The sequence below is a fragment of the Stella humosa genome (genome assembly GCF_006738645.1).
Lineage (GTDB): Bacteria > Pseudomonadota > Alphaproteobacteria > ATCC43930 > Allostellaceae > Allostella > Allostella humosa.
The window spans coordinates 1,082,099-1,103,373 of record NZ_AP019700.1; the positions used below are offsets into that span (position 1 = coordinate 1,082,099).

Genomic DNA, 21,275 nt, shown 5'->3' on the forward strand with positions numbered 1-21,275 from the left:
CTGCCATGCCGACCTATGCCGCCCCCGTCGACGACCTCGCCTATGTCCTGACCCAGGTGTTGGAGGTCCAGCGCCTGGCCAACCTGCCGGCCTATGCCGACCTGTCGCCGGACTTCATCCAGGATTTCCTGCGCGGTGCTGCCGACATCTGCGAGGGCGTGGCGCAGCCGCTGAACCAGCCCGGCGATTCCGAGGGCTGTCGCTGGGAGAATGGATCGGTCTTCACGCCCCAGGGCTTCCGGCAGGCCTACAAGGCCTTCGCCGATGGCGGCTGGATCGGGCTCGCCTTCGATCCCGACCATGGCGGCAAGGGGCTGCCGGGGGTGCTGGCCGAATCCTTCTACGAGATGCTGGCCGGCGCCAACCTCGCCTTCAGCGGCTATATCGAACTGAGCGAGGCCGTCTTCACCGCCATTGCCGCCCATGGCACGGACGCGCAGAAGCGGCTCTACCTGCCGAAGCTGGCATCGGGCGAGTGGACCGGCGCCATGCATTTGACCGAGGCCCATGCCGGCAGCGACCTGGGCCGCGTGCGCACCCGTGCCGAGCCGGCAGGCGACGGCTCCTATCGCCTGCACGGCTCGAAGATCTTCATCACCAACGCCGAGCACGACCTGGCGGACAACATCGTCAACTTGGTGCTGGCGCGCCTGCCGGACGGGCCGCCGGGGGCGCGTGGCCTCAGCCTTTTCCTGGTGCCCAAGCATCTGCCGGACGCGGACGGCAATCCGGGGGCGCGCAACGCCGTCCATTGTGCGTCGCTCGAGCACAAGATGGGCCTGCGCGCGGCGCCCACCGGCGTCATCGTCTATGAGGGTGCGGTGGGCGAGCTGGTCGGCCAGCCCCATCGCGGGCTGCAGGCGATGTTCACCATGGTCAACGACGCCCGCCTCGGCGTCGCCCTCCAGGGGCTCGGCATCGCCGAGGTCGCCTGCCAGAACGCCGCCCACTATGCCCGCGAACGCCACCAGGGCCGGGTGCCGGGTGCCGATGCGGGCGGCGAAGCGCAGCCGATCATCGGCCATCCCGACGTGCGCGCCATGCTGCTGACGCAGCGGTCCTTCATCGACGGCGCGCGGGCGCTGGGCCTGTGGGTCGCCATGCAGATCGACCTGTCGCGCCTGCACCCCGACCCGGACGAGCGCCGCCGCGCCGACGAGCGTGCGGCCCTGTTGACGCCGGTCATCAAGGCGCATTTCACCGACCGCGGCTCCGAGGCGGCCAACCTCGCCCTGCAATGCCATGGCGGGCACGGCTTCATCCGCGAATACGGCATCGAGCAGTTCGTCCGCGATGTCCGCGTGACCCAGCTCTACGAGGGCACCAACGGCATCCAGGCCCTCGACCTCGTCCGCCGCAAGCTGGCGCTGGACGAGGGCCGGACCTTGGCAGCCCTGCTCGACGAGATGGCGGATGCGGCCGTCCGCAGCCGCGCCGTGCCGGCAGCCGCATGCTTCGGCGCGGCGCTGGAATCCGCGCTGGCCGACCTTCGCCGGGCCACCGACTGGATGAACGGACAGGTCGGCGCCGCGCCGGTCGAGGCAGCCGGGGGGGCGACCGACTATCTGCGCCTGTTCGGGCTGGTGGCGGTGGGCTGGATGTGGGTGCGCATGGCAACCGTGTCGGCGCGTGCCCTCGACGCGGGCAGCGGCGATCCCGCCTTCCACCGCCGCAAGCTGGCGGTCGGCCGCTTCTACATGGACCGCACCCTGCCCGAGACGGCGCTGCTGGCCCGGCGGGTCGCGCGCGGTGCCGAGGGCATCATGGAACTGGACGCCGCGGCCTTCTGATGCCGCCAGACGGGGACGCGACGATGAACCAGGACCAGACCATTCCGCGCGGCATGCTGCACTATGGCGGCCAGTGGCAGGCGGCGCACGGGACCGCAGAGATCGCCGTCCACAGCCCGGCGACGCGGGTGCTGCTGGGCCATGTGCCGGTGGCCGACGCGAGCGACGTCGCGGCTGCCGTCGATGCGGCCGATCGCGCCTTCGCCGACTGGCGGCGCACGGACGCGCTCGACCGTGGTCGCCACCTGCGGGCGTTGGCCGATCTCGTGCGGTCGCGCATCGGCGCGCTGGCGGAACTGGAATCCGCCGTGACCGGCCGGCCGATCCGTGAGATGCGCGCCCAGATGGGCCGCATCCCGGAATGGCTGGAGTATTTCGGCGGCATCGCGGCTGGCCTGGAGGGCGAATCCAACCGCGTGCGCGGCGGCCTGGTGACGCTGACGCAGTACGAGCCGCTTGGCGTCTGCGCCCTGCTGACGCCCTGGAACCACCCGATCCTGATCCTGGTGAAGAAGCTGGCGGCGGCGCTGGCGGCCGGCAACACCTGCGTCGTGAAGCCTTCCGAACTGGCGCCGGTCTCGGCCCTGCTGTTCGCCGACTGGTGCCGCGAGGCGGGCCTGCCCGCCGGCACCGTCAACGTGGTGACGGGGGCGGGGGCCACGGGGGCGGCCCTGTGCGCGGCACCGGCCGTGCGCAAGATCGACCTGACCGGCGGCACCGTCACCGGCCGGCGCGTGGCCGCGGCAGCGGGCGAGCGTCTCGTGCCCTGCACGCTGGAGCTGGGCGGCAAGGCACCAATCATCATCTGCGACGACGTGCCGGTGGCCGAGGCGGCGGCCGGGGCCGTGTTCGCGGCCTTCGTCGCTGCCGGCCAGACCTGCGTGTCGGCCACCCGCTTCATCGTCGCCGAGCCGGTCTGCGAGGCCTTCGTGGCAGCATTGCGCGACCGGGTGGCGGCCTTGCGCATCGGTGCCCCGGACGATCCGGCGACGGACATCGGCCCGGTCATCTCGGCCGCGTCGCGCGACCGCTGCTTCGACCATATCGCGGCCGCCCGGGCCGCCGGCGCCCGCCTGGTGCAGGGCGGCAATGCGCTTGCCCTGCCGCCGGCCCTGGCCGACGGCTTCTACGTGCCGCCCACCGTCTTCGCCGACGTGGCGCCCGCCATGCGCCTCTTCCGCGAGGAGGTGTTCGGCCCGGTTGTCGCCGTCACCCCCTTCCGCGACGAGGCCGAGGCGCTGGCGCTGGCCAACGACAGCGACTTCGCCCTGGGGGCAGCGATCTGGACGCGCGATGTCGGCCGCGCCCATCGCCTGGCGGCCGAGGTGCGGGCCGGCGTGGTGTGGATCAACGACCACCACAAGAACGACCCGCGCTCGGTCTGGGGTGGCTTCGGCGAAAGCGGCTACGGCAAGGAGAACGGCTGGGACGCGCTGCGCAGCTACATGCGCAAGCGCAGCATCGTCGTGCGCACCGCGCCCGCCTTCGACGACTGGTTCGCGGGCGGGCAGCGCTACGGGTGAGAGGAGGGCCGGGCATGTCTGAGGGGCAGGGGTTCCCGGTCATCCGTCTCGGCCGGGCGGACGATCGCGCGGCGGTGGCTGACGTGGCCCGGGTGGCGGACGCCATCCGCCGCGCCTGCGATGCCACCGGCTTCTTCTACATCGCCGACCACGGCGTCCCCGACGCCTGGATCGCCGACGCTTTCGAGGCCAACCGGCGCTTCCACGCCCGGCCGATGGCCGAGAAGGAGGCGCTGGCGACCAACCACTGGCACCGCGGCTACATGGGCTTTGGCACCGCGAAGTTGACGGCATCGGCCCGCTTCGCCCCGGCGCGGCGGCCCAACCAGATGGAATCCTTCTTCGTCCGCCACGAGGTGGCCGAGGACGATCCGGGCCGCCTGGCGGGCCAGCCGCTGCAAGGCCCGAACCAGTGGCCGGATGACCCGCTGTTCCGCGACCAGGTCCGGCGCTATGACGGCGCGGTGGCCCGCCTGGGGACGAGCCTGCTGCCGGCCCTGTCACTGGCGGTGGGCGAGGATGCGGGCTTCTTCGGGCAGCGCTTTGCCCCGCCGGCCACGGCGCTCCGCCTCAACCACTACCCGCCGGCACCGGCCGACCGGCCCGACGACCTCTATGGCAGCCACCCGCACACCGACTATGGCTTCCTCACCATCCTGGCCCAGGACGATGTCGGCGGGCTGGAGGTGCAGATCCCGGGCGGCGGCTGGCGGGCGGCCCCCTGCATCCCCGGCACCTTCATCTGCAACATCGGCGATGCCATGGCGCGCTGGACCAACGACGCCTTCAACTCCACGCCGCACCGCGTGGTGAACGCCTCGCCCGAGCGTGACCGCTATTCGATCGCCTATTTCTTCGATCCCAACCTGGAAACCGTCATCGACTGCCTGCCGCGCTTCCGCGCCGACCGGCCGGCGGCGCACCCGCCTGTCCGCTTCGTCGACTATTTCGCCGGCCGGCTCGACGCCAACTATGTCCGCGCCGGCAAGCCGCCGGCCTGACGGCGGCGAGCGCCTGGCCCGGGCAGCGTTGCGTCCCTCGACTGCTCGCTGCGCTCCGCGCTCGGGATAAGGATCGGCGGTGCGCTCCGCTACCAATGCTGCAGGCCGAGCAGTCGAGGGACGCAACGACGGCGATGCCATTTGCGCCTCCCAGCCCGGACGCAACCTGCGCGGCTCCGCTAGTTACACATCGCCATCCCGCTCGAGGAACGCCGCGAACGCCGCCTTGTGATCGGGATGCCAGCGCGACAGGGCCGGGCGGTTGTGGATGATGTCGCCGGCCGCCCAGGCGATGCGCCGCTCGTCGACCGCGCGCGTCACCTCATTGTCGGGGCAGAGGATGTAGAAATCGCCCGCGGCCATGCCGACCACGAGCATGTCCACCACCTGGTCCGGGGTCCAGGCGCCGGGCGGCTTCTCGGTCCGCGTGCCGCGCGTCATGCCGGTGAAGGTCGAGCCCGGGATCAACAGGTGGGCGGTGATGCGGCCGCCCTCTGTCTCGCGCAGGCTGTGGGCCAGCGCCTCGGTCATCACCTTCACGCCGGCCTTGCTGACATTGTAGGCGGTGTCGCCCGGCGGGCAGGTGATACCCTGCTTGGACCCGGTATTGACGATGGCGCCGGCCGTGCCCTGGGCCAGCATGGCGGGCGCGAAGGTCTGCACCCCGTTGATCACGCCCCACAGGTTCACCTCCAGCACCCGCCGCCAGCGGTCGATATGCTCCCATGGGCCGCCGCCGGGGGCCGTGCCGGCATTGTTCATCAGGACGGCCACCTCGCCGAAGGCCCCGAAGGCGGCGTCCTTCAGCGCCTGGACGTCCTCCAGCCGGCTGACGTCGGTCGGCACCGCCAGCACGCCGGCCCGGCCGAGCGGCGCGGCGGCGGCGACCTCGGCCGCAGCCGCTTCCAGCGCCGGGCCGGCCAAGTCGGCCAGGCACACCTTCATGCCCAGCGTGGCGAAGCGCCGGGCGGCGGCCAAGCCGATGCCGCCGGCCGCCCCGGTGACGACGGCGGTGCGCCCGGCTTCCAGGGCGGGATGCATATTCTTCATGGCTGTGTCCTGGGCTGGGTTCTCGTCAATCGCTATATCCCGCGGTATATAGCGGCGATTCACGGCCCCCGCGAGGCGGGGGAAGGCGGAAGGGATATCGAGATGCAGCACGAACGCCAGCACTATGTGGACGGGGCCTGGGTCGATCCGATCGAGCCCAAGCTGGTCACGGTGATCGACCCCTCGACCGAGGAGGCCTGCGCCACCATCGCGGTCGGCGGTGCCAGGGATGTCGACCGCGCCGTCGCGGCCGCCCGGGCCGCCTTTCCGGCCTTCGCGCGCACCACCAGGAAGGAGCGGATCGACCTGCTCCAGGCGATCCTGGCCGAGTATGACCGCCGCCGCGAGGACGTGGCCCGCATCATGTCGCAGGAGATGGGGGCCCCCATCAAGCTGGCGCGCGAGCGCCAGGCCGCGACCGGCACGAACCACCTGCGCCGCATGATCCAGGTGCTGGAGAACTACGAATTCGAGGAATTGCAGGGCACCACGCTGATCGCGCGCGAGCCGATCGGCGTCGTCGGCCTGATCACGCCCTGGAACTGGCCGATCAACCAGATCGTCTGCAAGGTCGCCCCGGCGCTCGCGGCCGGCTGCACCATGGTGCTGAAGCCGTCCGAGGTGGCGCCGCTCAACGCCATCCTCTGGTCGGAGGTGATGCACGCGGCCGGCGTGCCCAAGGGCGTCTACAACATGGTCCAGGGCGAGGGCGCCGTGGTCGGCGAAGCCATGTCGTTCCACCCGGGGATCGACATGATGTCCTTCACCGGCTCGACCCGGGCGGGCGTGCTGGTGGCCCAGGCGGCCGCCGCCACCGTCAAGCGGGTGGCGCAGGAACTGGGCGGCAAGTCGCCCAACATCCTGTTGCCGGACGTGGACTTCCGCGACGCCGTCACCCGCGGCGTCCTCCAGATGATGGGCAACAGCGGCCAGTCCTGCAGCGCCCCCACCCGCATGCTGGTGCCGGCCGACCGCCAGGACGAGGTGAAGGCGTATGCCAAGGCGGCTGCCGACAGCCTGGTCGTGGGCGACGTGGCTGACGAGCGCACCAACCTCGGCCCGCTGGTCAGCGAGGTGCAGTTCGACAAGGTCCAGCGCCTGATCCAGGCCGGCATCGCCGAGGGTGCCGAGCTGGTGACCGGCGGGCCCGGCCGGCCCGAGCACTTGAACCGCGGCTTCTTCGTGCGGCCGACCGTCTTCGCCAACGTCCGCAACGACATGACGATCGCGCGCGAGGAGATCTTCGGGCCCGTCATCGTCATCCAGCCCTATGCCGACGAGGCCGAGGCGATCGCCATCGCCAACGACACCGACTATGGCCTGGCCGCCTATGTCCAGGGCACCGACATCGCCCGCGCCCGCAAGGTGGCGGCCCAGCTCCGCGCCGGCAACGTCCACCTGAACTACCCGGCCGGCGACAACGCCGCGCCCTTCGGCGGCTACAAGCAGTCCGGCAACGGCCGCGAGTATGGCAAGTGGGGGATGGAGGAGTTCCTGGAGGTGAAGGCCGTCATCGGCTACGAAGCGGCATAGCGGCCAGCAACCCCCGCCGTCCGCGCCTTGGGCGCTTGGACGGCGGGGCGTCGGCGGCGGTGGCCAGGGAGACACGGGGATGTTCCAGGCGAAGAAGATCGAGGGCGTCGGCAAGCCGGAATTCTATGCCGACCTGGCCCGCCAACTGGCCGCCCTGCTGGAGGGCGAGTGCGATGCGGTGGCCAACGCCGCCAACTGCTCGGCGCTGCTGTTCCAGATGATGCCGGACCTGAACTGGGCCGGGTTCTATTTCCTGCGCGCACCCGGCGAGCTGGTGGTCGGGCCGTTCCAGGGCCAGCCCGCCTGCGTGCGCATTCCCGTCGGGCGCGGCGTCTGCGGTGCTGCGGTGGCCGAGCGGCGGTCGATGCTGGTCGAGGACGTCCATGCCTTCCCGGGCCACATCGCCTGCGATGCGGCCTCGCGGTCGGAACTGGTGGTGCCGCTGCGGGCGGGCGACCGGATCCTGGGCGTGCTCGACCTCGACAGCCCGCTGCCGGCACGCTTCGATGCCGACGATCAGGCAGGCGTCGAGGCGCTGGCGGCGATCCTCGTCGCCGCGACCGACTTCGGCCCTCAGTTCGTGCGCGGCTGACCGGCAACGAGTGTCGGCTGGTCGCGGTAGAGATCGGGGAACTGCCGCTTCAGCCAGTCGACCTTCGGCAGGTCGTGCTCGACGATGTAGGGGTGCCGCGGGTTCTTCGTCATGAAATCCTGATGGTAGTCCTCGGCCGCATAGAACGGCCGGTACTGCTCGATCTTCGTGGCGATCGGCGCCCCGAGGATGCCGGTCGCGTCGAGCTGGGCGATGTAGGCCGCGGCGATGCGGGCCTGCTCGGCGCTTTCGGGGAAGATGGCCGAGCGGTATTGCGGCCCCTCGTCCGGCCCCTGGCGGTCGACCTCCGTCGGGTCGTGGGCGACCGAGAAATAGATCTGCAGCAACCGGCCATAGCTGATCCGGCGCGGGTCGTAGGTGATGCGCACCGCCTCGGCATGGCCGGTGCGGCCGGTGCCGATCAACTCGTAGCGGGCCGTCTCCCGCGTGCCGCCGGCATAACCGGAGACGGCGTTGCTGACGCCGTCGACATGCTGGAACACCCCCTGCACGCCCCAGAAGCAGCCGCCGGCCAGGACTGCCACCGCCGAAGTCGCCTCGGCCGAGGCATTCTGGTCAATGGTCGCCTGGTCGATGGCCGGCGGCGGCAGCGCGCGCGCCGGCTCGGCCGACGCGCCGGCTGCCGCCAGGCCGATGCCGGCGGCAACCATCCATGCCAGGCCGGCCAGCGCCGACAGGCGGCCCCGGGCCTTCGCCATCACTGTTGCTTCGCTCATGCCAGTCCTCCATTCCCGCGCGGCTGCAAGATGGTCCGCGGCCGTCGTCCGTCAAGCAGGTCATGGAGGATCGGAGACCCCGGGTGATGGGCCCATGGCCAAGCCCAATCTGCGCGTCGACCTTGATCATGCCGACCGTTCCCGGGACCTGGATAGGAAGGGATCGCGCGCAACGAGTGGAGACCGCAGCCCAGGCCGGCTATCGTCGAGTCGGCCAGACAGGAGCCCCCCATGCCGTCCGCCTTGACCGTCGACACCGCCGCCGCCATCCGCATCGCAGCATTGCTCATCGCCCGGCGCCAGACGCTGGGCGTGTCGGAATCCTCGACCGGCGGGCTCGTCTCGGCGGCCCTGCTGTCGGTGCCGGGTGCGTCGGCCTATTTCCTGGGGGGCGGCGTCATCTATACGGCCGCCGCGCGGGAAGGGCTGCTCGGCATCACCCGGCCGATGATGGCCGGCATCCGCTCGGCGACCGAGCCGGCGGCCCTGCTGGGCGCGCGCACCATCCGCCAGCGCCTCGGTGCGGACTGGGCACTGGCCGAGACGGGGGCGACCGGGCCGACCGGCAACCGCTACGGCGATGCGGCGGGCCATTGCTGCCTGGCCGTCGTGGGGCCGGACGGCGAGGCGAGCCGCACGCTGGAGACCGGCGACAGCGACCGGTCGGCCAACATGGTGGCCTTCGCGGCCGCGGCCCTGGCGCTGCTCGAAGAAATCCTGTCGGCGCGGTAGGGGGGCGGGCCATGGCCGTCATCGCGGCGCTCGACCCGCATGTCGACGCCTTCCAGCGCCGCTTCCTGGACGCCATCGCCGCGCGACCCGCGCCGGGTCCGCTGTTTCAGGAAGAGGTGGCGCGGCTCGGCCGGGCGCTGCCGGTCGGTTCCTCAGACGGCGAGCCGGCTGTCGCACAGGAGCAGCCGGCCTGCGCCCATCTGCCGTGCGCGATCGCAGCGGGCCTGGCGGGCGCCGAAGCCCCGCTCGTGGCGGCGGTGGCGGCGCTGGCCCCGGCGCTATGCTGGACCTATGGCTATCCGCCCGACGACCGCTATCCCGGCCTGGCCGAGCGGATCGCCTTCTGCGAGGTGGTGGGCTTTCGCGGCCTGCGGCCGGGCGGGGCGGTTCGCCTCGGCCTGACGCTGATGGCGCCCGGGACGGCCTATCCCGCCCATGCCCATCCGGCGGCGGAGACCTATCTGGTGATCTCCGGCACCGGGCTGTGGCAGGCGGGCGAGACGCCCGCCGCCATGCGCCCGCCGGGCTCGGTCATCTGGCACCCGGCGGACGTGCCGCATGCCATGACTAGCTTTGCCGATCCGCTGCTGGCCGTGTGGAGTTGGAGCGGCCGGATCGCCGCTCCACCCTTCTACACGACCTGACGGGATGCCTCATCGCAGCCCGAGGAAGCCCAGGATGGCGATAACGATGACCACGGCGCCGACCAGCCAGACGATGTTGTACATGGAACCCCCGATGCGATAGTTCAGCCGCGATAACGACGGCCGCGGGGAAACGTTCCGGGCCTTGTCATGCGCCGACCGTCGAGGTCACCCACAGCACGACAGCCTCGATGCGGCCGGGGTTGGCGAAACGGTGCGGGATGTCGCTGTGGAAGCGGAAGCTGTCGTTCTGCTCCAGCAGGTGGCGCTTCTGGTCGATCCACAACTCGAGCTGGCCGGCCATCACCATCCCGCACTCGATGCCGCGATGGGTGTAGTAGTCGGGACCCGAGCTGCCGCCCGGCGCCACGTGGACGAACATCATTTCCAGCGTGCTCGGGTCGGCCGGGGTCAGCATCTGCTTGATGACGCCCTTGTAGGATAGGTCGAGGATGCGGCGCGCCACCGGCCGCATCACCCGGCCGCCATCGGTCGGCTGCGGCTGCTCGGTCGTCTGGAACACGCTGCTGAGCGGCAGGCCCAGGGCGCCGCAGATCTGCCGCAGCGACCGGACGGAAGGCGAGGTCAGCCCGCGCTCGATCTGGCTGATCAGGCCGATCGACACGCCGGCCGCCTCGGCCAGGCGCGTCAGCGGGTAGCCGCGCTCCTTGCGGATGCGCCGCAGGTGGGCGCCGATGCCGGGCGGGGGCGGCACCAGCGCCTCGGTCTCCTCGGGCGCGCCTTCATCGGGCATGTCGGCGTCGACCGCCCGGTTCTTGCGTGCGGCTGGGCCTCGCTCCTTGACGTCCTGCTTCACTCCCGCTGCCTTTCTTTCCCCTTCTGCGATCGAGGGGCTGGTTGTCGCCTTCAGGCAGCGTCCGTCGCCGCCGTCACCTCGATCTCGATCAGGGCGCCGTCATAGGCCGTGGCCCCCAGCACCGGCAGGATCGACGTGGCCGGCAGCCTGCCGCCGAACATCCCCAGCGCGACGACCAGCACCGCGGCTGTGTCGGCCAGGTCGGCCAGATATATGGTCTGGTGGACTACCTGTCCCAGCCCGGTGCCGTACTGCCCCAGCCCTTCCGCCAGCAGGCCATAGACATGGGCCGCCTGGGCCGCGGCCGGGCCGGCGCGGTCGCTGCGGCCGGCGGCGATGCCGCGCGCGGCCGCTGACAGGTGGCGTGGCCCCTCTATCAGGCGGGGGACCGTAAGATCGATCGGCACCTCGCCGGCCGTCATGACGATGGGGCCCGCCTGAACGATGCCGTGGTAGGAGCGCGACAGGGCATGCGGCTCGCCCACCACGCGCTTGGCCATGGCCCCCGCCGGGTCGCGCGCCACCAGGCGCCCGGTCCACAGGCTGTCGGTGCCGGGGATGGCCGTCACGGGGAAGCAGGACAGGGCGAAGCCGTCGAAGTCCCGCCCCAGCGCGCGGGCGACCGAGCCATAGGCCAGGAACTGCATCGAGCGCAGCAGCCAGGCGTTGTGATAGAGGACGTCGCGCGACGGAATGCCGGCCAGTTCGAGCAGCCGGCGCAGGTTGCGCCACATCGCCGCCTGCTGGACGAGGAAGCGCTCGATCTCGCGGTCGCCCGGCCGGCAGGCCTCGACCAGGCTGCGGAGGTCGGCCGGCAGTGCCGATGCGCGCGCCGGCGCCTCGTCCGTGCCGGCGTCGATGCCGGGCAGGTTCGAGGTGAAGACGAGGCCGCCCGCCCTCGCCAGCGTCGCATAGGGCTGCGTCAGGCCGGCCAGCTCGGGCAGGATTACCTTGTCGGGCGGGGCGTCCCCGCCATGGGTGGCGATACCATCCAGGACGATGTCGATGGCGGGGTCGCTGCCTGGCGTGGCGCAGACCATGACGTCGACCGCCGGCAGCGGCGCCGGCAGCAGGGCCGCCAGGACGCGGGCGAGGAACGGCCCGTCCTCGACCCGGCGCAGGACGACGCGCAGCAGCGCCAAGTGGGCCAGCGTCGCCCCGGCCGCGGCCAGCGTCGCCTCCAGGTTGCGCAGGCACTGCCACGCCTGGGCGGTGAAGCGGTCGGCGCGGATATCGACGAAGGCGGCACCCGTCGCCACCGACCGGACCGCATCCGCCGGGAGCTCGGCGGAGCTGGCGACGACCTCGCCCGTGTCCGGCCGGTGCGGCGTGTGGCTGCCGAGATAGAGCAGCGGGCCGGCGATGCCGGCCGCCGGCCAGGGCGCCCCGGCCGGGCCGGCTATCGTCCGCCCAGCCATCACAGGGCCGACTCGCCGGGCGAGATCAGGATCGCCGGCACCCGCACATGCGGCGGCTGCTTCAGGGCGAACAGCAGCGCCTGGGCCACGTCCGCCGGCTGCAAGGGATGGTCGATGCTGCGCTGCTTGGCGATCGACACCTCGTACTCGCGATGCAGCTCGGTGGCGATCAGGCCCGGCTGCAGGTTGGTGATACGGATGTCGCTGCGCGCCACCTCCATCCGCAGCGCCTCGGCCAGCGCCTCGATCGCGTACTTGGTGCCGGCATAGGCCCCGCTCTCCAGCCCGACCTTCAGGCCGAGGATGCTGGAGGTATTGACGAGGTGTCCGCTGCCGACGCGGCGGAAGTGCTTCATCGCCGTGTACATCACCCGGTAGGCCGCCTCGACGTTGAGGCGCACCATGGCGGCCACGCGGTCGATGTCGATCTGCTCGATCGTGCCCGACGTCATGTAGCCCGCATTGTTGAAGACGATATCGACCTGCCCGAAGGCGGTCTCGGCCTCGGCGAAGAGGGCGGCGATGGCGGCAGGCTCGGTGATGTCGCCCGACACCGCGCGCGTGCCGGGAAAGCGCCGGGCGAAATCCTCCAGCCGGTCCACGCGCCGCCCACCCAGGACCAGCCGCACGCCCTCGCCCGCCAGGGCCTCGGCGCAGGCGAGCCCAAGGCCGCTGCTGGCGCCGGTGATGATCGCGACCTTGCCCTTTAGTTCCATGACGCGTGCTCCTGGCGATTGACGTGCATTTTCAGCATATGTAGCATCACTTTCACTTTTGTGAAATCCGGGTTGAAGCCCCCTGCGGGGGCGCCGGTCATCGATGGGGGGCTCAATGGATCGCCGACGCTTCATCCAACTGGCGGCTGCCACGGGTGCCGCCGCCCTGCCGCTGCCGGGCTTCATCCGCTCCGGTTTCGCCGCCGAGCGGGTCGACATCGGCGCGGTCTATTCCTCGACGGGACCGTTCGCGAGTGCCGCCGTGCTGGCCAACCGCGGCTCCAAGCTGGCGGTGGACACCTACGGCAAGGCCGGCGGTGCCGCCCTCAACTATGTCCTGCTCGACGACCAGGGCGACCCCGGCAAGGCGGTGCGCAAGGTGCAGGAGGCGATCGAGCAGCAGAAGATCCGCCACTTCATCGGCGCCACCATCTCCTCGATGGCGCTCGCCATCTCCAAGGAGGTGCACAAGGCGGGCGGCGTCTACACCAACCAGGGTGGTGCCGACGAGATCACCGGGCCGGACTGCAACCGCGCCACCTTCCGCTGGCCGGTCGCCACCTATGGCGCGATCGAGCAGACCGTGCGGCCGGTGATCGAGCTGAACCCGGGCGCCAAGCGCTGGTACACGATCACCGGCCAGTACGTCTTCGGCGAGGCCCTGCTGCGCAACACCAAGGCGGTCCTGGCCGAGAAAGGGTTGGAGCATGCCGGCAACAGCTACCACTCCCTGGCCGAGAAGGAATTCTCGGGCTACATCACGGCGGCCATCGCCCAGAAGCCGGATGTGCTCTGCATCCTGAACTTCGGCAACCAGACGGCCGACGTGATCCGCCAGGCGGTCAGCTTCGGCGCCAAGCGCAACATGAAGATCGTGGTGCCGTGGTCGACCGGCCTCGACCAGTTCCAGGCGCTGGGCTCCAACGTCATCGAGGGCGTCTATTTCGGCCTGCAATACTGGCACGAGGTCGACACGCCCGGTAACCGCCGCCTGCGCCAACTGGTGAAGGAGAAGCTGAACGAGACGCCGACCTATCTCGTCGCCGTCGGCTACGCCATCGTCCAGATGCTGCTGGAGGGCATGAACAAGGCCAACTCCACCGACCCGGCCCGGATCATCGCCGCCATGGAGGGCATGACCTACGAGGGCATCACCGGGGACGAGATGATCCGCGCCGGCGACCACCAGGTGATCAAGGACTACTACCTGGCCATCGGCAAGGCGCGCTCGGCGATGAAGGACGGCGAGAACTTCGCCGACATCATCTCCAGCGGGAAGTCGTTCCTGCCGCTGGATAAGACCGGTTGCAAGATGGCCTGACCGATACCGGCGGCGGGGCAGGCGCCCTGCCGCCGTTCTTCCCGTTCTCTCAGACGAAGGCCCGGTCGCGAAGCCCGATGCACATCTACCTGCTCCAGATCCTGAACGGCATCGGCATCGGGATGATCTATTTCCTGATCGCGGTCGGGCTGACGGTCATCTTCGGCATCCTGCGCTTCGTCAACTTCGCGCATGGCGCCTTCTACCTGGTCGGCGCCTATCTGGCCTTCTACCTGATCCAGCTCTTCGACAGCTTCTGGCTGGCGCTGCTGGTGTCGCCGCTGGCGGTGGCGGCACTCGCCTGGCTGCTCGACCGGGTGTTGTTCCATCGCATCTATCACATGTCCCACGACGCCCACATCCTGGTCACGGTCGGCATCGCGCTGATGTTCCAGGAGACGGTGATGGCGATCTGGGGGCCGGTGCCCCAGCACGTGCCGATCCCGACCGGGCTCGACGGCATCGTCATCCTGGGCGACTTCGTCTACCCGACATACCGCCTGTTCGTGATCGCGGTCGCGGCCGTCCTGGCCGGCGGCCTGTGGCTGATGATGGAGCGCAGCCGCATCGGCGCCATGCTGCGCGCCGGCAGCGAGTCGCCGGAGATGCTGTCGCTGCTGGGCGTCGACACCTTCCGCCTCTTCGGCTTCACCTTCGCGGGCGCGGCCTGGCTGGCGGCCGTCGCCGGCACGATCGCGGCCCCCTTGCGCGGGGTCGAGCCCTTCATGAGCTTCGAGGCGCTGGCGATCGCCTTCGTCGTGGTGGTCATCGGCGGCCTTGGCAACTTCACCGGGGCGCTGGCCGGCGGCCTGATGATCGGCATCGTCCAGAGCCTGATGAGCAGCATCTGGCCCGAGGGCGCGCGCCTGATGATCTACGTCACCATGCTGGCGGTGATCCTGCTCAGGCCCTACGGCCTGTTCGGCCGGGCATAGCCATGTCGTACCCGGGCATGCCGCGCGCGCTCCGCGACCTCGCCATCCTGATCGCCATCGCGGTCGCCCTCCGCTTCGCCCTGCCGTCGGTGTCGCTGGCGACCGAGGTGCTGATCTTCGCCATTGCCGTCTCCGGCTGCACCCTGCTGCTGGGCTATGCCGGGTTGATGTCGTTCGGCCAGAGCGTGTTCTTCGGCGGCGGCTCCTACCTGACCGCGTTCGCCATGAAGGGGTTGGGGCTGACGCTGCTGCCGGCGCTGGCGGCAGGGGCGGTGTCGGGGGCGGTGCTGGCCGGCATCATCGGTCTCTTCGCCATCCGCAAGCGCGGCGTCTATTTCGTCATGCTGACGCTGGCCTTCTCGCAGGTCGCCTACTTCGTCATCCTGGCCTTCGGCCATGTCACCGGCGGCGAGAACGGCATGACCGACGTGCCGCGGCCGGCCCTCGTGCTGGCCGGCCATACGGTGAGCGCGCTGGCGACGCCGGGCGCCTTCTATGTCGTGACGGCGACGGTCTTCTGCCTCGTCTTCGTGGCGCTGGGCCGGCTGGTGCGCAGCCCGTTCGGCGCCGTCGTCGTGGCGCTGCGGGAGAACGACACGCGGGCCGAGGCGCTGGGCTTCAACGTGCTGCAGTACAAATGGGCGACCTTCGTCGTGGCCGGCGCCGTCACCGGGCTGGCCGGGGCCTTGCACGCCATGTTCATCGGCTATGTGCCGCTGAACAACATCGAGTTCGAGATGAGCGAGCGCATCGTCATCATGGCGATCCTGGGCGGCACGGGCTCGTTCTACGGCGCCTTCCTGGGAGCCCTCATCTACAACGTCGCCGCCGACGTGCTGTCGTCGATCTGGCCGCGCTGGCTCTTCGGGGTGGGGGTGACGCTGATCGCCGTCGTCCTGCTGCTGCGCGGCGGTGCCTGGAGCGGGGTGGAGATCGTCCTCCGGCGCCTCTCCGGACGGGGCGGGCGGCCATGACCGCCATCCTCGAAGTGCGCGGGCTGACGGTGAAGTTCGGGGATTTCGTGGCCGTCCGCGACGTCTCCTTCGACCTTGCGCCGGGCAGCATCCATTCCATCATCGGCCCCAATGGCGCGGGCAAGACGACGCTGTTCAACGCGCTGACCGGGCGGGTGATGCCGACCGCCGGCAGCGTCACGTTTGCCGGCCGCGACATCACCCGCCTGCCCATGCACCGGCGCACGGTGCTGGGCATCGGCCGGTCCTTCCAGGTGACCAGCCTCTTCGCCGCGATGACGGTGCGCCAGAGCCTGGCGCTCGCCTGCCAGCGCAAGCTCGGGCTCGGCCTGCTGGGCATTCTGTCGCGCGACCGCAGCCTGGCGCCGGCTGCGGCCCGGGCCGACGAGCTGCTGGCCTTCCTCGGCCTCGGCGACGTGGCCGAGCGCAAGTCGGGTGAGCTGTCGCACGGCCAGCAGCGCCGGCTGGAGATCGGCCTGGCACTGGCCGCCCGGCCGCAGGTCGTCTTCCTGGACGAGCCCACCGCCGGCATGGGCATCGACGACATCGATGCCGTCCGCCGCCTGATCCGCGAGATCGCGCGGACCTGCACCGTCGTCCTGATCGAGCACAACATGGCGATCGTCATGGGCATCAGCGACACCATCACGGTCATGTTCCAGGGCGAGGTGCTGGTCGAGGGACCGCCCGACGCCATCCGCGCCGACCGCCGGGTGCAGATGGCCTATCTGGGCGAGGTGGCGTGATGCTGACCGTCGAGGGCCTCAACGCCCACTACGGCAAGAGCCACATCCTCCAGGGCGTGTCCCTGACGGTGGGGGCGGGCGAACTGGTGACGCTGCTGGGCCGCAACGGCGCCGGCAAGACGACGACCTTGCGCGCCATCATGCGCCTGCTGCCGCCGACCGGCGGACGCGTCGCCTTCATGGGCCAGGATCTGGCCGGCATGCCGACCCACGCCATTGCCCGCCTGGGTTTGGCGATGGTGCCCGAGCATCGCGGCATCTTCTCGCTCCTCAGCGTGCGCGAGAACCTGGAGATCGCGGTCGACGCCAAGTCGCCCTGGCAGATCGAGGACGTGTTCGGCCTCTTCCCGCGCTTGGCCGAGCGGCGGCGCAACCTCGGCAGCCGGCTCTCGGGCGGCGAGCAGCAGATGCTGGCGATCGCCCGCGCGCTCGTCTCTGGCCCGCGCCTGCTGCTGCTGGACGAGCCGACCGAGGGGCTGGCGCCGGTCATCGTCAACGAGCTGGTGGAGACCTTCCGGCGCATCCGCGACCAGGGCACGGCGATCCTGCTGGTGGAGCAGAACCTGGCCGTCTGCATGAAGCTGGGCGACCGCCACACCATCATCGACCTCGGCCGCACGGTCTATGAAGGCTCGGCCGCCGATTTCGCCGCCGACGAGGCGGTGAAGGACCGCTACCTGACGCTGCGGTCGGTCGTCACCTGAAGGCCGCGCCGGTGGCGTGATGCGGTCGCCGGTCCGTCTCTCGACTGCTCGCTGCGCTGCGCGCTCGAGATGAGGTTCTTCCTTATATTCCAGAGACCTACCTCATCCCGAGCGCACAGGGCCGCGCAGCGGACCGAGCAGTCGAGGGACGTAACGGCGTCCGCCTCAGCGGCCGGGGAACGGCAGCAGCCGCGCGGCGATCTCCGCCACGGCCAGCACCCGTTCGTCCGACCAGCCGCGCGCGTCCGACCAGCGGTGGCCGACGACCTGCAGGCCCAGCGGCCGGCCGTCGGCCAGGCGGGCATAGGGCACGCTGCTGGCCGGCATCATCGTGGCGTTGAAGAGCCAGCAGGTCTGGCCCCAGGCGAGCCAGCCCTCGGCCGGCGGCGTGCCCGGATGCTCCTCGGCGGCACCGAACGGGCCGAAGGGCAGGGTCGGCAGCAGCAGGGCGTCGGCCTCGCCGATCAGGCCATCCAGCATGGCCGCGACCTCGGCGAAGAAGACGGTGGCGGCATTGAACTCGATGGCGCCGATGGTGCGGCCCTGGCGGATCATCGCCGCCATGGTCGGCTCCATCCGGTCCATGTCGTGGTCGGGGATCAGGCGGCCGGCGGTCGCCACAAAGACGTGCCACAGCGACAGGAAGCGGGGTAGCAACTGGTCGATGCGGATGTCCTGCCGCTCGATCCGCGCGCCGGCCGCGGCCAGGGTGGCCAGGCCCGCCTCGAAGCGGTCCAGCACCTCGCCCCTGGCCACGCAGTCGTTGACGCCGGTCGCGGCCACCAGGCGCAGGTGGCGGGCCTCGGACGGCTGGGTGTCGCCGGCCATGCGCTGGCCGTTCGGGCGCGCCATCACCCGCAGCATCAGCCGGCCGTCGGCCACCGTGCGGGTCATCGGGCCGAGCACGGCGGCATGGCCGAAGGCGCTGGGCGGATAGGCCGGGACAAGGCCACCGCTCGGCTTGTGGCCGTGGATGCCGCAGAAGGCGGACGGGATGCGGATGGAGCCGGCGGCGTCGCTGCCGAGGTTGAGCGGCGCCAGGCCCGCCGCCGTCGCCACCGCCGCCCCGCAGGACGATCCGCCCGAACTCCAGGCCGGGTCGAGCGGGTTGCGCGTCACCCCGGTCAGGGGCGACACGCCGGACGCCTTATGGCCGAACTCGGTCGTGGTCGTCTTGCCCAGCACCGCACAGGCGCACCCGCGGCGTCGCCGCAGGCGGGAGCGCGTCGACCAGCCGAAGAGGATCGTCACCGGCACGCCGTAGCCCGGCGCATGCAGCGTCAGGCGCATGGCAGGCGGGGGCGCTGCGCGGCAGGCCGCCGCGACTGGGCCGGCGCCTTCGGCGGGCCGCTCGGTGTTGACCCAGGCGGCGATCGGAGGCGGCACCGACGCGCACCACCTTGGCCGGGTCGAGGATGCCCGCCTTGATCATGGCGGTGTACTCGCCCTTCTGGGCATCGTAGCCCCAGTTGTGGTCCTTGCTCTCCAGCAGCTTGCCGGCGACGACCGCGCCGTCATAGCCGGCATTCTCGACGATCTGCCGCACCGGCGCCTGGAGGGCGCGGCGGACGATGTCGGTGCCGACCTTCTGGTCCGCATTCTCGGGCTTCAGCTTGTCGATGACGCGGCTGGCATAGAGCAGGGTGACGCCGCCGCCGGCGACGATGCCCTCCTCGACCGCCGCACGGGTCGCATGCAGCGCGTCGTCGACGCGGTCCTTGCGCTCCTTCACCTCGATCTCGCTCGCCCCGCCGACGCGGATCACCGCGACGCCGCCGGCCAGCTTGGCCAGCCGCTCCTGCAGCTTCTCCTTGTCGTAGTCCGAGGTGGTCTCCTCGATCTGCGACTTAAGCTGGGTGATGCGGCCCTGGATCGCCTTCTTGGTGCCGCTGCCGCCGACCAGGGTGGTCGTCTCCTTGTTGATGATCACCTGCTTGGCGCGGCCCAGCATGTCGAGCGTCACCGTCTCGAGCTTGATGCCGAGATCCTCGCTGATGAGCTGCCCGCCGGACAGGATGGCCAGGTCCTCCAGCATCGCCTTGCGGCGGTCGCCGAAGCCGGGCGCCTTCACGGCCGCGACCTTGAGGCCGCCGCGCAGCTTGTTGACGACCAGCGTCGCCAGCGATTCGCCGTCCACGTCCTCGGCCACGATCAGCAGCGGCTGGCCGGCCTGGACGACGGCCTCCAGCAGCGGCAGGAAGGCCTGCAGGTTCGGCAGCTTCTTCTCGTAGAGCAGGATGTAGGGGTTCTCGAGTTCGACCGTCATCTTCTCGGCGTTGGTGACGAAGTAGGGCGAGATGTAGCCGCGGTCGAACTGCATGCCCTCGACGATCTCGAGCTCGGTCTCGAAGCCCTTGGCTTCCTCTGCCGTGATCACGCCCTCGTTGCCGACCTTCTTCATCGCCTTGGCGATCATCTGGCCGATCTCGACCTCGCCATTGGCCGAGATGGTGCCGACCTGGGCGATCTCGTCGTTGGTCGAGATCTTCTGGGCGCGCTTGGCGATCTCCTCGACCACGGCGGCCACCGCCAGGTCGATGCCGCGCTTCACGTCCATCGGGTTGAGGCCGGCGCTGATCGCCTTGGCACCTTCCTTGACGATGGCGTGGGCCAGGACGATCGCGGTCGTGGTGCCGTCGCCGGCCAGGTCGTTGGTCTTGGTCGCGACCTCGCGGACGAGCTGGGCGCCCATGTTCTCGAACTTGTCGGCGAGCTCGATCTCCTTGGCGACGGTGACGCCGTCCTTGGTGATCCGCGGCGAGCCCCAGGACTTGTCGAGAACGACGTTGCGCCCCTTCGGACCCAGCGTGACCTTCACGGCGCGGGCCAGGATATCGACGCCGCGCAGCATCTTCTCGCGCGCGTCGGCGCTGAACTTCACATCTTTGGCGGACATGGTCTTGTTTCCCTTGAATGGATTGGGGAGGCCAGCAGGCTGCAAAAAATCAGGCGACGATGCCGATGACGTCGCTTTCCTTCATCACGAGGTAGTCGACCCCTTCGAGCCGCACCTCGGAACCCGACCACTTGCCGAACAGGATGCGGTCACCGACGCCGAGGTCGGGGGCCTGCACCGTGCCCTGGGCATCGCGCGCGCCGGGACCGACCGCCATCACCTCGCCCTCCTGCGGCTTCTCCTTGGCCGTGTCGGGGATGATGATCCCGCCCGGCGACGTGGATTCGGCTTCGATACGGCGGACGACGACGCGGTCTTGCAGCGGGCGAAAATTCAAGAGGACCATCCTTCGAAGAAGATCGATTTATTGGCGGCGATTTCACTCGCGCCACGTCCGGTAGATGCGGACGATCGGCAATCTATACAAGGTTCCGGCCGAATGTCCGGAAAGTATATATCGCGCGATATTTTGCCGGAGCGCCGAGAATTATTTGGCAGGATTTTGCGGTTGCCGGGCGATCGCCCGATCGTCGGCGCTGCGATAGGATCCGGGCGAAGCGGCGATGGGGAGCGTGACGATGGCGAAGCTGGTGGGAGTCTCGGGAAGCCTGCGACGGGGTTCCTTCAATGCCGGGCTGCTGGCAGCGGCACGGGAGGTGATGCCGGCGGGCTCGACCTTGGAGATCGCGACGATCGCCGGCATCCCCCTCTATGACGGCGACCTGGAGGCGGCCGACGGCATCCCGGCGGCCGTCACCGCATTCAAGGCGGCGATCACCGGCGCCGACGGGCTGCTGCTGGTGACGCCGGAGTACAACAACGGCATTCCGGGCGTGTTCAAGAACGCCATCGACTGGGCCTCGCGCCCGGCCAGCGACATCGGCCGGGTGTTCGGCGGTCGCCCGGTGGCGGTGATCGGCGCCTCGCCCGGCGGCTTCGGCACCATCCTGGCGCAGAACGACTGGCTGCCCGTGCTGCGCACGCTGGGCACCCGGCCCTGGCATGGCGGGCGGCTGATGGCGGCCCAGGCGGGCAAGCTTTTCGATGCCGGCGGCGCCCTGGTCGACGAACCGATGCGCGGCCGGCTGGCGCAGTTCATGGCCGGCTTCGTCGCCTTCGTGGAGGGCGGCTGACGACGATCCTCCG

General features: G+C 70.5%; 20 protein-coding genes and 1 pseudogene. 13 read left to right on the forward strand and 8 right to left on the reverse strand.

The genetic code is table 11. The features are described from left to right. Window positions 1–5 precede the first annotated feature (5 nt). From STVA_RS05165 to STVA_RS05175, 3 genes are read left to right on the forward strand one after another with little or no spacing between them, the layout of a single operon-like run. Window positions 6–1,790, forward strand: a complete 1,785-nt coding sequence (locus STVA_RS05165; protein ID WP_123689649.1) for an acyl-CoA dehydrogenase — start codon at window positions 6–8, stop codon at window positions 1,788–1,790. A gap of 23 nt (window positions 1,791–1,813) precedes the next feature. After that, window positions 1,814–3,313, forward strand: a complete 1,500-nt coding sequence (locus tag STVA_RS05170) for an aldehyde dehydrogenase family protein (protein ID WP_123689648.1) — start codon at window positions 1,814–1,816, stop codon at window positions 3,311–3,313. 14 nt (window positions 3,314–3,327) lie between these two features. Beyond that, window positions 3,328–4,314, forward strand: coding sequence for an isopenicillin N synthase family dioxygenase (locus tag STVA_RS05175; RefSeq protein WP_123689647.1), 987 nt, complete (start codon window positions 3,328–3,330; stop codon window positions 4,312–4,314). A 183-nt stretch (window positions 4,315–4,497) separates the two neighbouring features. Here STVA_RS05175 and STVA_RS05180 read toward each other — a convergent pair whose 3' ends face one another. After that, window positions 4,498–5,364: an SDR family NAD(P)-dependent oxidoreductase gene (locus tag STVA_RS05180; protein WP_123689646.1), complete on the reverse strand. Its 867-nt coding sequence runs from the start codon at window positions 5,362–5,364 to the stop codon at window positions 4,498–4,500. Between the two features lie 102 nt (window positions 5,365–5,466). On the opposite strand from STVA_RS05180, the gene STVA_RS05185 reads away from it, so the two are divergent. Together STVA_RS05185 and STVA_RS05190 are read left to right on the forward strand one after the other, a co-directional pair. After that, window positions 5,467–6,897 (forward strand): aldehyde dehydrogenase family protein, encoded by a 1,431-nt coding sequence (locus STVA_RS05185; RefSeq protein WP_123689645.1) that lies wholly within the window; start codon window positions 5,467–5,469, stop codon window positions 6,895–6,897. A gap of 79 nt (window positions 6,898–6,976) precedes the next feature. Next, on the forward strand, window positions 6,977–7,489 hold the full coding sequence (locus STVA_RS05190; RefSeq protein ID WP_123689644.1) for a GAF domain-containing protein: 513 nt from the start codon (window positions 6,977–6,979) through the stop codon (window positions 7,487–7,489). Here STVA_RS05190 and msrA read toward each other — a convergent pair. Then, window positions 7,471–8,226, reverse strand: coding sequence for a peptide-methionine (S)-S-oxide reductase MsrA (gene msrA, locus STVA_RS05195; RefSeq protein ID WP_245978310.1), 756 nt, complete (start codon window positions 8,224–8,226; stop codon window positions 7,471–7,473). The two genes, STVA_RS05190 and msrA, sit on opposite strands and share 19 nt — an antisense overlap. A 231-nt stretch (window positions 8,227–8,457) precedes the next feature. Between msrA and STVA_RS05200 the strand changes: the two genes are divergently transcribed. Then, a complete protein-coding gene (locus tag STVA_RS05200) occupies window positions 8,458–8,958 on the forward strand; it encodes a CinA family protein (protein WP_123689643.1) in 501 nt (166 codons plus the stop codon). 11 nt (window positions 8,959–8,969) lie between these two features. After that, window positions 8,970–9,602, forward strand: coding sequence for a dimethylsulfonioproprionate lyase family protein (locus tag STVA_RS05205; protein WP_123689642.1), 633 nt, complete (start codon window positions 8,970–8,972; stop codon window positions 9,600–9,602). A 148-nt stretch (window positions 9,603–9,750) separates the two neighbouring features. Here the strand turns inward: STVA_RS05205 and STVA_RS05210 are convergent, their stop codons facing one another. The 3 genes from STVA_RS05210 to STVA_RS05220 are packed head-to-tail and all read right to left on the reverse strand — an operon-like array spanning window position 9,751 to window position 12,553. Further along, window positions 9,751–10,419, reverse strand: a complete 669-nt coding sequence (locus STVA_RS05210; protein ID WP_123689641.1) for a cupin domain-containing protein — start codon at window positions 10,417–10,419, stop codon at window positions 9,751–9,753. 50 nt (window positions 10,420–10,469) lie between these two features. Further along, complete coding sequence (locus STVA_RS05215; protein ID WP_123689640.1) at window positions 10,470–11,837, reverse strand: RidA family protein; 1,368 nt, start codon at window positions 11,835–11,837, stop codon at window positions 10,470–10,472. Beyond that, window positions 11,837–12,553, reverse strand: a complete 717-nt coding sequence (locus tag STVA_RS05220; protein WP_123689639.1) for an SDR family oxidoreductase — start codon at window positions 12,551–12,553, stop codon at window positions 11,837–11,839. Before STVA_RS05220 ends, STVA_RS05215 begins: the two co-directional genes overlap by 1 nt. Before the next feature lie 115 nt (window positions 12,554–12,668). Here STVA_RS05220 and STVA_RS05225 point away from each other — a divergent pair, with 115 nt between their 5' ends. The 5 genes from STVA_RS05225 to STVA_RS05245 all read left to right on the forward strand — a co-directional run bounded on the left by STVA_RS05225 (window position 12,669) and on the right by STVA_RS05245 (window position 17,233). Next, window positions 12,669–13,874: an ABC transporter substrate-binding protein gene (locus tag STVA_RS05225; protein WP_123689638.1), complete on the forward strand. Its 1,206-nt coding sequence runs from the start codon at window positions 12,669–12,671 to the stop codon at window positions 13,872–13,874. A 77-nt stretch (window positions 13,875–13,951) separates the two neighbouring features. Then, the gene (locus STVA_RS05230; protein WP_123689637.1) at window positions 13,952–14,809 is read left to right on the forward strand and encodes a branched-chain amino acid ABC transporter permease; all 858 of its coding nucleotides are present in this window, start codon (window positions 13,952–13,954) and stop codon (window positions 14,807–14,809) included. Between the two features lie 17 nt (window positions 14,810–14,826). Then, complete coding sequence (locus tag STVA_RS05235) at window positions 14,827–15,783, forward strand: branched-chain amino acid ABC transporter permease (protein WP_245978308.1); 957 nt, start codon at window positions 14,827–14,829, stop codon at window positions 15,781–15,783. Beyond that, window positions 15,780–16,529: an ABC transporter ATP-binding protein gene (locus STVA_RS05240; protein ID WP_123689635.1), complete on the forward strand. Its 750-nt coding sequence runs from the start codon at window positions 15,780–15,782 to the stop codon at window positions 16,527–16,529. Before STVA_RS05235 ends, STVA_RS05240 begins: the two co-directional genes overlap by 4 nt. Beyond that, window positions 16,529–17,233 (forward strand): ABC transporter ATP-binding protein, encoded by a 705-nt coding sequence (locus STVA_RS05245; protein ID WP_123689634.1) that lies wholly within the window; start codon window positions 16,529–16,531, stop codon window positions 17,231–17,233. The genes STVA_RS05240 and STVA_RS05245 overlap by 1 nt, the downstream gene beginning before the upstream one ends. A gap of 165 nt (window positions 17,234–17,398) precedes the next feature. Here STVA_RS05245 and STVA_RS05250 read toward each other — a convergent pair whose 3' ends face one another. The 3 genes and pseudogenes from STVA_RS05250 to STVA_RS05260 form a co-directional block, all read right to left on the reverse strand. Then, window positions 17,399–18,418, reverse strand: coding sequence for an amidase family protein (locus tag STVA_RS05250; RefSeq protein WP_170221594.1), 1,020 nt, complete (start codon window positions 18,416–18,418; stop codon window positions 17,399–17,401). A gap of 190 nt (window positions 18,419–18,608) precedes the next feature. Further along, a pseudogene (gene groL / locus STVA_RS05255) lies at window positions 18,609–20,129 on the reverse strand (chaperonin GroEL); the annotation flags it as partial. Between the two features lie 49 nt (window positions 20,130–20,178). Then, a complete protein-coding gene (locus tag STVA_RS05260) occupies window positions 20,179–20,466 on the reverse strand; it encodes a co-chaperone GroES (protein WP_123689898.1) in 288 nt (95 codons plus the stop codon). Window positions 20,467–20,707: 241 nt separating this feature from the next. Between STVA_RS05260 and STVA_RS05265 the strand changes: the two genes are divergently transcribed. After that, window positions 20,708–21,262: an NADPH-dependent FMN reductase gene (locus tag STVA_RS05265; protein ID WP_123689631.1), complete on the forward strand. Its 555-nt coding sequence runs from the start codon at window positions 20,708–20,710 to the stop codon at window positions 21,260–21,262. The last annotated feature ends 13 nt before the right edge of the window (window positions 21,263–21,275 follow it).